At 60.6% G+C, this 13,199-nt stretch carries 12 protein-coding genes and 1 pseudogene; 11 read left to right on the top strand and 2 right to left on the bottom strand.

Going from position 1 to position 13,199, the window contains the following annotated elements; translation table 11 throughout:
• Window positions 1-143 precede the first annotated feature (143 nt).
• The 3 genes and pseudogenes from cgtA to PSH80_RS22855 all read left to right on the top strand — a co-directional run bounded on the left by cgtA (window position 144) and on the right by PSH80_RS22855 (window position 3,090).
• Window positions 144-1,367 carry an Obg family GTPase CgtA gene (cgtA, locus tag PSH80_RS22865; protein WP_057441108.1) on the top strand — a complete coding sequence of 408 codons (1,224 nt, stop codon included), beginning with the start codon at window positions 144-146 and terminating at the stop codon, window positions 1,365-1,367.
• Window positions 1,368-1,490: 123 nt separating this feature from the next.
• A pseudogene (proB, locus tag PSH80_RS22860) lies at window positions 1,491-2,611 on the top strand (glutamate 5-kinase).
• A 47-nt stretch (window positions 2,612-2,658) separates the two neighbouring features.
• Window positions 2,659-3,090 carry a CreA family protein gene (locus PSH80_RS22855; protein ID WP_305418395.1) on the top strand — a complete coding sequence of 144 codons (432 nt, stop codon included), beginning with the start codon at window positions 2,659-2,661 and terminating at the stop codon, window positions 3,088-3,090.
• Between the two features lie 190 nt (window positions 3,091-3,280).
• Here the strand turns inward: PSH80_RS22855 and rpsT are convergent, their stop codons facing one another.
• Window positions 3,281-3,559: a 30S ribosomal protein S20 gene (gene rpsT / locus PSH80_RS22850; RefSeq protein ID WP_003215870.1), complete on the bottom strand. Its 279-nt coding sequence runs from the start codon at window positions 3,557-3,559 to the stop codon at window positions 3,281-3,283.
• A gap of 253 nt (window positions 3,560-3,812) precedes the next feature.
• Between rpsT and murJ the strand changes: the two genes are divergently transcribed.
• From murJ to ispH, 6 genes are all read left to right on the top strand, one after another.
• Window positions 3,813-5,351 carry a murein biosynthesis integral membrane protein MurJ gene (murJ, locus tag PSH80_RS22845; RefSeq protein WP_115129037.1) on the top strand — a complete coding sequence of 513 codons (1,539 nt, stop codon included), beginning with the start codon at window positions 3,813-3,815 and terminating at the stop codon, window positions 5,349-5,351.
• A 118-nt stretch (window positions 5,352-5,469) separates the two neighbouring features.
• Window positions 5,470-6,408, top strand: a complete 939-nt coding sequence (ribF, locus tag PSH80_RS22840; RefSeq protein WP_169989537.1) for a bifunctional riboflavin kinase/FAD synthetase — start codon at window positions 5,470-5,472, stop codon at window positions 6,406-6,408.
• 13 nt (window positions 6,409-6,421) lie between these two features.
• Entirely contained in the window at window positions 6,422-9,253 is a 2,832-nt protein-coding gene (gene ileS / locus PSH80_RS22835) for an isoleucine--tRNA ligase (RefSeq protein ID WP_057441098.1), read from the top strand.
• Window positions 9,246-9,755 carry a signal peptidase II gene (gene lspA, locus PSH80_RS22830; RefSeq protein ID WP_057958393.1) on the top strand — a complete coding sequence of 170 codons (510 nt, stop codon included), beginning with the start codon at window positions 9,246-9,248 and terminating at the stop codon, window positions 9,753-9,755. The genes ileS and lspA overlap by 8 nt, the downstream gene beginning before the upstream one ends.
• Before the next feature lie 7 nt (window positions 9,756-9,762).
• A complete protein-coding gene (gene fkpB, locus PSH80_RS22825) occupies window positions 9,763-10,200 on the top strand; it encodes an FKBP-type peptidyl-prolyl cis-trans isomerase (protein WP_169959852.1) in 438 nt (145 codons plus the stop codon).
• 121 nt (window positions 10,201-10,321) lie between these two features.
• Window positions 10,322-11,269 (top strand): 4-hydroxy-3-methylbut-2-enyl diphosphate reductase, encoded by a 948-nt coding sequence (gene ispH / locus PSH80_RS22820; RefSeq protein WP_057441092.1) that lies wholly within the window; start codon window positions 10,322-10,324, stop codon window positions 11,267-11,269.
• Here the strand turns inward: ispH and PSH80_RS22815 are convergent.
• Window positions 11,223-11,801: a GspH/FimT family pseudopilin gene (locus tag PSH80_RS22815; RefSeq protein ID WP_057444403.1), complete on the bottom strand. Its 579-nt coding sequence runs from the start codon at window positions 11,799-11,801 to the stop codon at window positions 11,223-11,225. The two genes, ispH and PSH80_RS22815, sit on opposite strands and share 47 nt — an antisense overlap.
• A gap of 193 nt (window positions 11,802-11,994) precedes the next feature.
• Between PSH80_RS22815 and pilV the strand changes: the two genes are divergently transcribed.
• Window positions 11,995-12,480, top strand: a complete 486-nt coding sequence (gene pilV / locus PSH80_RS22810; RefSeq protein ID WP_350338785.1) for a type IV pilus modification protein PilV — start codon at window positions 11,995-11,997, stop codon at window positions 12,478-12,480.
• Window positions 12,477-13,184: a PilW family protein gene (locus tag PSH80_RS22805; RefSeq protein ID WP_169989535.1), complete on the top strand. Its 708-nt coding sequence runs from the start codon at window positions 12,477-12,479 to the stop codon at window positions 13,182-13,184. The genes pilV and PSH80_RS22805 overlap by 4 nt, the downstream gene beginning before the upstream one ends.
• Window positions 13,185-13,199: the final 15 nt, after the last annotated feature.

The raw sequence follows: 13,199 nt of genomic DNA, 5'->3' as shown, positions 1-13,199 counted from the left end.
GGGGTGAGTCTCTTGCAAAGCTGTTTGTGGTGGGCGAAGGCAGCGGGATTTGCGGACGCTGATTGAGGTTGCTGCGCTCATTTTTGCAAGAGTCTTATGTCTTGGTTTCTTAAGCTCGTCCGTGCGGCGAGAGGCGTTTTGTTATGAAGTTCGTTGATGAAGTTTCGATCCGAGTAAAAGCTGGCGACGGCGGCAATGGTTGCATGAGTTTCCGTCGCGAAAAGTTCATCGAAAACGGTGGCCCGAACGGCGGCGACGGTGGTGATGGCGGTTCCATCTACATGATGGCCGACGAAAACCTCAATACCCTGGTGGACTACCGTTACACCCGGCACTTCGATGCCGAGCGCGGCTCCAACGGCGGCAGCACTGACTGCACCGGTAAAAAGGGTGAGGATCTGGTGCTGCGTGTGCCGGTCGGCACCACGATCATCGACTCTGCCACCCAGGAAGTGATTGGCGACCTGACCAAGGCCGGCCAGAAACTGATGGTTGTGCAGGGTGGTTGGCACGGTCTGGGTAACACCCGATTCAAGTCCAGTACCAACCGTGCGCCGCGCCAGACCACGCCGGGCAAGCCGGGCGAGCAGCGTGACCTGAAGCTGGAAATGAAAGTGCTGGCGGATGTGGGCCTGCTGGGTCTGCCAAACGCGGGCAAAAGTACCTTCATTCGCTCGGTGTCGGCCGCTAAGCCGAAAGTTGCGGATTACCCGTTCACCACTCTGGTGCCAAACCTGGGTGTGGTCAGCGTCGATCGCTGGAAGAGCTTCGTGATCGCGGATATTCCGGGCCTGATCGAAGGTGCTTCCGATGGCGCGGGTCTGGGGATTCGCTTCCTCAAGCACTTGTCCCGTACCCGTCTGTTGCTGCACCTCGTCGACATGGCGCCGCTGGATGAAACCAGTGCGCCGGACGCGGCTGAAGTGATCGTCAACGAATTGACCAAGTTCAGTCCGTCCCTGGCTGAGCGTGATCGTTGGCTGGTGCTGAACAAGTGCGACCAGATCCTCGAGGAAGAGCACGAAGAGCGGGTCAAGGAAATCGTTGACCGCCTGCAGTGGGAAGGTCCGGTCTACGTGATCTCCGCCATTGCCAAAGAAGGCACTGAGCGTTTGACTCGCGACATCATGCGCTACCTGGAAGATCGTGCTGATCGCCTGGCTGCCGACCCAGCCTACAAGGCTGAATTGGCTGACCTCGATCAGCGTATCGAAGACGAGGCGCGTGCCCAGTTGCAGGCGCTGGATGATCAGCGTGCCCTGCGTCGCAGTGGCGTCAAGTCGGTCCATGACATCGGTGACGATGATTGGGACGAGGAAGATGTGGATGATGAAGATGGTCCAGAAATCATTTACGTGCGTGACTGATCTGTTGCGATAAACTTAAGCGCCGCTCAATCGAGCGGCGTTTTAGTATCTGGAAATCGGTAGTCACGAATAACGTTATGGGCGGCGCTGGGTCGCGTGGCCCTCAATCTAAGGTTGAAGATGATGCGGAGCAAAGTGACGGGTGCGCAACGCTGGGTCGTAAAGATCGGGAGTGCGCTGCTGACGGCGGATGGCAAGGGGCTGGATCGCGCAGCCATGAGCGTCTGGGTTGAACAGATGGTGGCCTTGCATGAGGCAGGTGTCGAGTTGGTGCTGGTGTCGTCCGGGGCGGTTGCTGCCGGGATGAGCCGCCTTGGCTGGACCGCGCGACCCAGCGCGATGCATGAGTTGCAGGCCGCTGCTGCGATTGGTCAGATGGGGTTGGTGCAGGCCTGGGAATCCAGTTTTGCCGAGCACGGCCGCCATACCGCGCAGATTCTGCTGACCCATGACGATCTGTCCGACCGCAAGCGCTACCTCAATGCCCGTAGCACCTTGCGTGCCCTGGTCGAGCTCAAGGTGATCCCGGTGATCAACGAGAACGACACCGTGGTGACCGACGAAATCCGCTTTGGCGATAACGACACCCTGGCGGCCCTGGTGGCCAACCTGGTGGAGGCTGACCTGCTGGTGATCCTCACGGATCGCGATGGCATGTTTGACGCCGATCCGCGCAACAATCCTGACGCTCAGCTGATTTACGAAGCGCGGGCCGATGATCCGGCGCTCGATGCGGTGGCGGGCAGTGTCGGTGGTGCATTGGGGCGTGGTGGCATGCAGACCAAGCTACGCGCGGCGCGCCTGGCGGCCCGTTCGGGTGCCCATACCATCATCGTCGGCGGGCGCCTGGAGCGCGTGCTGGATCGCCTCAAGGCAGGCGAGCGCATCGGCACATTGCTGTGTCGCCCGAGCGTGGCATGCTGGCGGCGCGTAAGCAGTGGCTGGCTGGCCATCTGCAGACCCGTGGCACCCTGGTGCTGGATGCGGGTGCGGTGTCGGCGCTGTCCCAGGGCAACAAGAGCTTGTTGCCGGTAGGCGTCAAGCTGGTCCAGGGTAGCTTCCGGCGCGGTGAAATGGTGGTGTGTGTCGCGCCGGACGGTCGTGAGATTGCCCGTGGGCTGGCCAACTACAGTGCCCTTGAGGCGCAGAAAATCATTGGGCAGTCGTCTGAGTCGATTGTCGGTCTGTTGGGTTACATGGCTGAGCCGGAACTGGTTCACCGCGATAACCTGATTCTGGTCTAAAGGGAAAATTGCGATGCGCGTAATGAAGGGGTTGCTTGGGGCTGCTGATGGCGATGCCGCTGCTGGCTTCGGCCGAAGAGATTGGCCAGGTGTCGACCGTGTTCAAGTTTGTCGGCCCCAATGATCGGATCGTGGTCGAGGCTTTTGATGATCCCAAGGTAGAGGGCGTGACTTGCTACCTGTCTCGCGCCAAGACGGGTGGGGTGAAGGGTGGTCTGGGCTTGGCCGAGGATCGTGCCGAGGCATCCATTGCCTGTCGTCAGGTGGGGCCGATTCGCTTCAAGGGCGAGCTCAAGGATGGTGATGAGGTGTTCAAGGAGCGCACCTCGCTGGTGTTCAAGACCATGCAGGTGGTGCGTTTCCTCGACAAGAAGCGCAATACCCTGGTGTACCTGGTCTACAGCGACCGTCTGATCGAAGGCAGCCCGCAGAATGCGGTGACGGCGATTCCAATCCTGCCGTGGCCTGGCGCGCAATAAGCCTGGCAGCTCCGCTCTGCTTTATGTGGGGGCTGGCTTGCCTGCGATAGCGGTTTAACAGTCGACATCAATGTTGAGTGTTATGTATCCGTCGCGGGCAAGCCAGCTCCCACATTTGTTTTGGGGGAGGGCATAAATCGTAGGCAGTAAAAAACCGACCCTGGGGTCGGTTTTTTAACAAGCTTATCGCTTAGGCTGCAGCAGCAAGGTTCAGAGCCTTGATGTGGCCATTCAGACGACCTTTATGGCGAGCAGCTTTGTTCTTGTGGATGATGCCTTTATCGGCCATACGGTCGATAACTGGCACGGCCAGAACGTAAGCAGCTTGAGCTTTTTCAGCGTCTTTTGCGTCAATGGCCTTAACTACATTCTTGATGTAGGTACGAACCATGGAACGCAGGCTGGCGTTGTGGCTGCGACGCTTCTCAGCCTGTTTTGCACGTTTTTTGGCGGAAGGTGTGTTGGCCACCGTCGAGCTCCTCGAAAGACTTTTTAGGAAATAGCAAACAAAATAGGCCGCGAATCATGCCGATGAGTTGAAGTCTTGTCAAGGGCGGCTGATGCGAACTGCTGAGTGGTCGATCTGAAGAGGCGGGTGATTTATTTCCGGCGCTTGACCTGTAAACTCGCGAGCTTTGGCTCTGTGCTGTTGCAGGCGCGCAGTATCGCATAAGTAGGCGCTTTGTTCGCCTGCTCTTTATCTATAGGCAAAAACTCTTTCAATGAATCTGCTCAAGTCGTTGGCCGCCGTCAGCTCGATCACCATGATTTCCCGGGTTCTGGGGTTTGTGCGTGACACCCTCATCGCACGTATTTTTGGCGCGAGCATGGCCACGGATGCCTTCTTTATCGCGTTCAAACTGCCCAACCTGCTGCGGCGGATCTTCGCCGAGGGCGCGTTTTCCCAGGCGTTCGTGCCGATCCTGGCGGAATACAAGACCCAGCAGGGCGAGGAGGCCACCCGCACCTTTATCGCCTATGTCTCGGGCCTGCTGACCCTGGTGCTGATGCTGGTGACCGTCGCCGGGATGCTCGCTGCGCCCTGGATTATCTGGGCCACGGCGCCCGGGTTTGCCAACACTCCGGAAAAATTCGCCCTGACCAGTGATCTGTTGCGGGTGACCTTTCCTTATATATTGCTGATTTCCCTGTCTTCCCTGGCGGGCGCGATCCTCAATACCTGGAACCGGTTCTCGGTGCCGGCGTTTGTGCCGACCCTGCTTAACGTCAGCATGATCATCTTTGCCCTGTTCCTCACGCCGTACTTCGATCCGCCGGTGATGGCGCTCGGCTGGGCGGTGCTGGCCGGTGGCCTGGCGCAACTGTTGTATCAACTGCCGCACCTGAAAAAGATTGGCATGCTTGTGCTGCCGCGCCTGAACCTCAAGGATACGGGTGTGTGGCGGGTGATGAAAAACATGCTGCCGGCGATTCTCGGGGTATCGGTCAGCCAGATTTCCCTGATTATCAACACCGCATTCGCTTCGTTGCTGGTCTCCGGTTCCGTGTCGTGGATGTATTACGCCGATCGCCTGATGGAGTTGCCCTCCGGTGTGCTGGGCGTGGCGCTGGGTACCATTTTGCTGCCGACCCTGGCTCGCACCTATGCCAGCAAGGACCGCCACGAATACTCGCGTATTCTCGATTGGGGCCTGCGCCTGTGCTTTGTGCTGGTGCTGCCATGCTCCCTGGCCCTGGGGATCCTGGCCGAGCCGCTGACCGTTTCGCTGTTCCAGTACGGCCAGTTCAGCGCGTTCGACGCCTTGATGACCCAGCGTGCATTGGTCGCCTATTCGGTGGGGTTGCTGGGGATTATCGTGATCAAGGTCCTCGCGCCGGGCTTTTACGCCCAGCAAAACATCCGGACCCCGGTGAAAATTGCGATTTTCACCCTGGTGGTCACCCAGCTGTTCAACCTGATCTTCATCGGGCCGCTGGCTCACGCGGGCCTGGCCCTGGCGATCAGTGCCGGGGCGTGCATCAATGCCGGCCTGTTGTTCTATCAATTGCGCAAACAAAAAATGTACCAGCCGCAGCCAGGCTGGGGCATGTTCGCCCTCAAATTGCTGGTAGCGGTGGCGGTGATGTCAGCGGTATTGCTGGGGTTGATGCACTGGATGCCTGCGTGGGGCGAGGGGCAGATGCTTGAGCGATTCCTGCGCCTTGGCCTGCTGGTGGTGGCCGGGGTGATCGCCTACTTTGGCATGTTGCTGCTGCTGGGCTTCCGCCTGCGGGATTTCAATCGCAAGGCGCTGAATTGATCGCAATCAACAATAAGCCGGCTGTTTTTTCGATTCGAATCATTTGGCCTGTGCTGTTGCCTGTCGTCCGGGGCCGGGTGTGGTTATAATCGACCACTTTATGAGCAAGAAGCGCGTTATGCAGCTGGTTCGAGGTCTCCACAACCTGCGCCCCGAGCATCGGGGCTGCGTCGCCACTATTGGCAACTTTGACGGTGTTCACCGTGGCCACCAGGCGATCCTGGCGCGGCTGCGCGAGCGCGCAGTCGAGTTGGGCGTGCCCAGCTGCGTGGTGATTTTCGAGCCGCAGCCCCGTGAGTTCTTCACTCCCGAGACGGCTCCAGCCCGTTTGGCCCGCTTGCGGGACAAGCTGCAACTGCTGGCCGAAGAGGGCGTGGACCGGGTTCTGTGCCTGGCCTTCAACCAGCGTTTGCGCAGTCTCAGCGCCACCGAGTTCGTCGACCGTATCCTCGTCGATGGCTTGGGCGTGCAGCATCTGGAGGTCGGCGACGACTTCCGCTTCGGTTGCGACCGGGTAGGGGATTTCGATTTCCTGCAGCAGGCCGGCGTGACCCAGGGGTTTACTGTCGAAGCCGCGCAAACCGTCGAACTGGACGGCCTGCGCGTGAGTAGCACCCAGGTGCGAAATGCCTTGGCCGCTGCCGACTTCGCCTTGGCCGAGCGTTTGCTCGGTCGCCCGTTCCGGATTGCCGGGCGGGTCCTGCACGGCCAGAAGCTGGCGCGCCAACTGGGCACGCCAACCGCCAACGTGCAACTCAAGCGCCGTCGCGTGCCACTGACCGGGGTGTACCTGGTGAGTGTCGATATTGACGGTAAACCCTGGCCCGGAGTCGCCAATATAGGCGTCAGGCCAACGGTTGCAGGTGATGGCAAGGCCCACCTGGAAGTTCACCTTTTGGATTTTGCCGGGGATTTGTATGACCGGCGTTTGACGGTGGTTTTCCACCAAAAGCTGCGTGAAGAGCAGCGATTCGCCTCCCTGGAGGCGCTGAAAACGGCGATCAATGCGGATGTCGCCGCCGCCCGTGCACTAGCCGCACCTAGCGCCCATCGCTAATGAAGAGCCTTAAATGACCGACTATAAAGCCACGCTAAACCTTCCGGACACCGCCTTCCCAATGAAGGCCGGCCTGCCACAGCGCGAACCGCAGATCCTGCAGCGCTGGGACAGTATTGGCCTGTACGGAAAGTTGCGCGAGATTGGCAAGGATCGTCCGAAATTCGTCCTGCACGACGGCCCTCCTTATGCCAACGGCACGATTCACATCGGTCATGCGCTGAACAAGATTCTCAAGGACATGATCATCCGCTCGAAAACCCTTTCGGGCTTCGACGCGCCTTATGTCCCGGGTTGGGACTGCCATGGCCTGCCGATTGAACACAAAGTCGAAGTGACCCACGGCAAGAACCTGGGCGCCGACAAGACCCGCGAGCTGTGCCGCGCCTACGCCACCGAGCAGATCGAAGGGCAGAAGTCCGAATTCATCCGCCTGGGTGTGCTGGGTGACTGGGACAACCCGTACAAGACCATGAACTTCAAGAACGAGGCCGGGGAAATCCGTGCCTTGGCCGAGATCGTCAAGGGCGGCTTCGTGTTCAAGGGCCTCAAGCCCGTGAACTGGTGCTTTGACTGCGGCTCGGCCCTGGCCGAAGCGGAAGTCGAGTACGAAGACAAGAAGTCCTCGACCATCGACGTCGCGTTCCCGATCGCCGACGACGCCAAGCTGGCCGAGGCCTTTGGCCTGGCAAGCCTGGCCAAGCCCGCCGCCATCGTGATCTGGACCACCACCCCGTGGACCATCCCGGCCAACCAGGCGCTGAACGTGCACCCGGAATTCACCTACGCCCTGGTGGACGTCGGTGACCGCCTGCTGGTGCTGGCCGAGGAAATGGTCGAGGCCTGCCTGACTCGCTACGAGTTGCAAGGCTCGGTGATCGCCACGACCACGGGCTCCGCGCTGGAGCTGATCAACTTCCGTCACCCGTTCTACGACCGTCTGTCGCCGGTGTACCTGGCTGACTACGTCGAACTGGGCTCGGGTACTGGGGTGGTTCACTCCGCGCCGGCCTACGGTGTGGACGACTTCGTGACCTGCAAAGCCTATGGCATGGTCAACGATGACATCCTCAACCCGGTGCAGAGCAATGGCGTATACGTGCCGTCGCTGGAGTTCTTCGGTGGCCAGTTCATCTTCAAGGCCAACCAGCCGATCATCGACAAACTGTCGGAAGTCGGTGCGCTGCTGCACACCGAAACCATCAAGCACAGTTACATGCACTGCTGGCGCCACAAGACCCCGCTGATCTACCGCGCCACCGCGCAGTGGTTCATCGGCATGGACAAAGAGCCTGTCGCCGGCGAAACCCTGCGCAAGCGTGCGATCAAAGCCATCGAAGACACCAAGTTCGTACCGGCCTGGGGCCAGGCACGCCTGCACTCGATGATTGCCAACCGTCCCGACTGGTGCATCTCCCGCCAGCGTAACTGGGGCGTGCCGATCCCGTTCTTCCTGAACAAGGAAAGCGGCGAACTGCACCCACGCACCGTCGAACTGATGGAAGTGGTGGCCCAGCGTGTGGAGCAGGAAGGTATCGAAGCCTGGTTCAAGCTGGACGCTGCCGAGCTGCTTGGTGACGAAGCGCCGCTGTACGACAAGATCAGCGACACCCTCGACGTGTGGTTCGACTCGGGTACCACCCACTGGCACGTGCTGCGCGGCTCGCACCTGATGGGTCACGAGACCGGCCCGCGCGCCGACCTGTATCTGGAAGGCTCGGACCAACACCGTGGCTGGTTCCACTCGTCCCTGCTGACCGGTTGCGCCATCGACGATCACGCCCCGTACCGCGAGCTGCTGACCCACGGGTTCACCGTCGACGAGAACGGTCGCAAGATGTCCAAGTCCCTGGGCAACGTGATTGCGCCGCAGAAGGTCAACGACACCCTGGGCGCCGACATCATGCGTCTGTGGGTGGCTTCCACCGACTATTCCGGTGAAATGGCCGTTTCGGAGCAGATCCTGCAACGCAGCGCCGATGCCTACCGCCGTATCCGCAATACCGCACGCTTCATGTTGTCGAACCTGACCGGCTTCAACCCGGCCACCGACATCCTGCCGGCCGAGGAAATGCTCGCCCTGGACCGTTGGGCTGTGGACCGTACCCTGTTGCTGCAACGTGAGTTGCAGGAGCACTACGGCGAATACCGCTTCTGGAACGTCTACTCGAAGATCCACAACTTCTGCGTGCAGGAGCTGGGTGGTTTCTACCTCGACATCATCAAGGACCGCCAGTACACCACCGGCGCCAACAGCAAGGCCCGCCGCTCGGCGCAGACCGCGCTGTACCACATCTCCGAAGCGCTGGTGCGCTGGATCGCGCCGATCCTGGCCTTCACTGCCGACGAGCTGTGGGAATACCTGCCGGGCGAGCGTAACGAGTCCGTAATGCTCAACACCTGGTACGAAGGCCTGACCGAATTGCCGGCCGACTTCGAACTGGGCCGCGAGTATTGGGAAGGTGTGATGGCCGTCAAGGTTGCGGTGAACAAGGAACTGGAAGTCCAGCGTGCGGCCAAGGCCGTCGGTGGCAACCTGCAGGCTGAAGTCACCCTGTTTGCCGAGGAAGGCCTGACCGCCGACCTGGGCAAATTGAGCAACGAACTGCGCTTCGTGCTGATTACCTCCACGGCTAGCCTGGCACCCTTCGCCCAGGCCCCGGCTGATGCGGTCGCGACCGAAGTCCCGGGCCTCAAGCTCAAGGTCGTCAAGTCCGCCTTCGCCAAGTGCGCCCGTTGCTGGCACTGCCGTGAAGACGTTGGCGTGAACCCGGAGCATCCGGAAATCTGCGGTCGTTGCGTCGACAACATCAGCGGTGCCGGTGAGGTTCGCCACTATGCCTAAATCCAGCCGTTTCGGACGTCTGGGTTGGCTCGTACTGAGCTTGCTGGTCCTGGTCATCGACCAGGTCAGCAAGGCTCACTTCGAGGGCACCCTGGAAATGTTCCAGCAGATCGTGGTGATTCCTGACTACTTCAGCTGGACCCTGGCCTATAACACCGGTGCCGCTTTCAGCTTCCTCGCTGACGGTGGTGGCTGGCAGCGTTGGCTGTTCGCCCTGATCGCTGTGGTGGTCAGTGCGGTGCTGGTGGTCTGGCTCAAGCGCCTTGGCCGCAATGACACCTGGCTGGCTATCGCCTTGGCACTGGTGCTGGGCGGTGCGCTGGGCAATCTGTACGACCGCATCGCCTTGGGCCATGTGATCGACTTCATTCTGGTGCATTGGCAGAACCGCCATTACTTCCCGGCGTTCAACTTTGCCGACAGCGCCATCTGCGTTGGCGCAATCATGCTGGCGCTGGATATGTTCAAGGGCAACAAGCCCGGAGAAGCCGTAAATGACTGAACAAGTATTGGCCGAACAACGCATTGGCCAGAACACGGAAGTCACCTTGCATTTCGCACTGCGCCTGGAGAATGGCGACACGGTCGACAGCACGTTCGATAAAGCCCCGGCGACCTTCAAGGTCGGCGATGGCAACCTGCTGCCGGGTTTTGAGACGGCACTGTTCGGCTTCAAGGCCGGTGACAAGCGCAACCTGCAGATCCCGCCGGAAAACGCCTTTGGCCAGCCCAACCCGCAGAACGTACAAATCATCCCGCGTTCGCAGTTCCAGGACATGGAGCTGTCGGAAGGCTTGCTGGTGATCTTCAACGATGCGGCGAATACCGAACTGCCCGGTGTGGTCAAAACCTTCGATGACACTCAGGTGACCATCGACTTCAATCACCCGTTGGCCGGCAAGACCTTGACCTTTGATGTTGAAATCATCGACGTTAAAGCGCTCTAACTGACGAAACCGGTTCCTGTAGGCGCTGGCTTGCCGGCGATAGCAACCCCTCGGCGTACCAGTTGCACCGAGGCGTTGCTATCGCAGGCAGACCAGCTCCCACAAAGACACGAGGCCCAGCATGCAAATCAAACTCGCCAACCCCCGTGGCTTCTGCGCCGGGGTGGACCGGGCGATCGAAATCGTCAATCGCGCCCTGGAAGTCTTCGGCCCGCCGATCTACGTGCGCCATGAAGTGGTCCATAACAAGTTCGTGGTAGAAGACCTGCGCGCCCGTGGCGCCATTTTTGTCGAAGAACTGGATCAAGTGCCGGACGACGTCATCGTTATCTTCAGCGCCCATGGCGTTTCCCAGGCAGTGCGCACCGAAGCCGCAGGCCGTGGCCTGAAAGTCTTCGATGCGACCTGTCCGCTGGTGACCAAGGTGCATATCGAAGTGGCGCGCTATAGCCGCGACGGCCGTGAGTGCATTCTGATCGGCCACGCCGGTCACCCCGAAGTCGAAGGCACCATGGGTCAGTACGACGCCCGCAATGGCGGCGCGATCTACCTGGTGGAAGACGAAAAAGACGTCGCCGAGTTGCAAGTGCATAACCCTGAGAAGTTGGCATTCGTGACCCAGACCACCTTGTCGATGGATGACACCAGCCGGGTCATCGACGCCCTGCGTACCCGTTTCCCTGCCATCGGTGGGCCGCGCAAGGACGACATCTGCTATGCCACGCAAAACCGCCAGGACGCCGTCAAGCAACTGGCCGACGAGTGTGACGTGGTGCTGGTCGTCGGTAGCCCTAACAGCTCCAACTCCAATCGGCTGCGTGAACTGGCCGAACGCATGGCTACCCCGGCGTACCTGATTGACGGTGCCGAAGACCTGCAGCGCAGTTGGTTCGACGGTGTCGAGCGCATTGGCATCACTGCGGGCGCCTCGGCGCCGGAAGTCCTGGTACGTGGCGTGATCCAGCAGTTGCAGGCGTGGGGCGCGACAGGTGCCGACGAGTTGTCAGGGCGCGAAGAGAACATCACTTTCTCCATGCCCAAGGAGCTGCGGGTTCGTTCGCTGCTCTGAGCCCCAGATCATCGTAGCCCCGGCACAAGGCCTGCTCGGCCTTGTCGCTGCGCAGGCTGATGCGGCCGGTGGGCGCCAGCACCACTTGATGCAGGCTCAGCGGCTGGTCCGTTGAGCACACATGCACGGTGCCGGCGCGAAACCCACCCGCAGACAGCAGGGGTTCGCCCAAACCGCTGAAGCGAATCTGCGTGCGCACCGGGGTATTGCCCACAATGGGGATCCGCCCATTGTCCTGGCGTTCCAGCAGTACGGGGTTGTCGTCGTCCAGATGACCGCGGCCATTCATGTCCACCACCACCCTCCAGCCCCGACTCCAGTCATCATCCAGCGCGTGGATGATCACCGTTCGATTGCGCGCAATGGCCTGGGTGCGGGCGTAGCGCAAGCCTGACGCCAGTGTCTGCGCGGCGCTCAGTCGCGTTTGTGAGTCCAGCAGGCTCTTGAAGCCGGGTACCGCCAATTGCGCCAGGATGCCGCTGACGATCAAGCCGAGCAGCAATTCGATCAATGTGAAACCGCGTTGTTTCATACCTAGTCCCTCCGTGGACCGTGTGCCTGAACTAGTTATAGCGGCACTGCGTGGGGGGGCAGTGATGGCCTTCCTGTCCAAAGTATTTCCCTTTATTCCGAGGGGCAGCGCGACGACAACAGCGGCGCTAGTCTTGGGCAACGCACGGCTATCTCGGCCGTCTGGATGACCCTCGACAAGGATGACGATGGCTATGCGAGCTTGCCTGGTAACGTCTTGTACACCCCCGACCGACACACAACAGATCGGTATGAGCCTGATCGAAGTGCTGGTTTCGCTGTTGATTCTCGGCGTTGGCCTGTTGGGGGCCGGGCTGATCCAGCTGAATGCGCTCAAGTACACCGACAGTTCCAGGATGATCAGCCAGGCGAGCTTCGTTGCCTACGACATGCTTGACCGGATTCGCGCCAATGCCGCCGCCGACTATTCCTGGGGAGGCGAGGATATCTCGCTCGCCAACACCTTGGCCGCGAGTGTCCGGGACCTGGACTTGCACGACTTCGAGGCCAATATCCGCCACTTGGCCGGCGATACCGCCAAAGGTTCGATTGCGATCAGCCAGCGCGAAGTCACCATCAGCATCAGTTGGGACGACTCACGCGCAGCCCATGCCGGCGGCGCCCGGGAAACATTCACCCTGACCAGTCGCGTCGCGGTCGATCCGAGGCCTGCGCGATGAGGCGCTCCAGTACGGGTTTTGGCCTGGTCGAGGCATTGCTGGCGGCGACCCTGGGGTTGGTGGTGGTCCTGGCGGCCGTCCAGGTAACGCTGGCCGCCCGAAGCACCGCAGCCAGCCAGCATGCCTCGGCGTTGTTGCAGGATGATGGGCGATTTGTCCTGGGCAAGATGATTCAGGAGATTCGCCTGGCGGGGATGTTCGGTTGCCTGTCCCTTCCCGCGATTGTTCAGGCGCCGGCTGACTTTTCCACGCCGATCAGTGTGGCGGTCAGCGGTGCCTCAACCAACCTGACCCTGGTCACTGGCGATGTCGGCGGTCAGGGCAGTCGGCCCGACTGGACCGTGCTCAGTAATTGTGTCGACAGCGCCCAGGCCTACTCGGGGGTACCGCCCAAGCCTGGTCCTGGGCAGATTGCTTTCCCGGTTCGCAAACTGACCTACACCTTTGAGTCAGGGCAGTTGAAGCTCAGCACACCGACAGCGCCGGCCAGGGCGGTGCTGGTGGATAACGTGGGGGCGTTTGAGTTGAGTTTCGGGGTGGCCAGCCGGCCAGGGTCCAGTGTCGTGAGCCGCTATGACAGCCATCCCGGCGACGAGTCGCTGATCCGCAGTGTGCGGGTGATGTTGACGCTGCGCGATCCGCTTGGTCGCGTGCGGGACCAGGTCTACAGCGTCGTCGCTGCCGTGCGTAATCGTCTTGAATAGCGAGTGCCGGGTACC

Source organism: Pseudomonas sp. FP818 (assembly GCF_030687335.1).
GTDB lineage: Bacteria > Pseudomonadota > Gammaproteobacteria > Pseudomonadales > Pseudomonadaceae > Aquipseudomonas > Aquipseudomonas shahriarae.
Note: the sequence above shows the minus strand (reverse complement) of the source record. Positions and strands in the feature narration are given on the sequence as shown.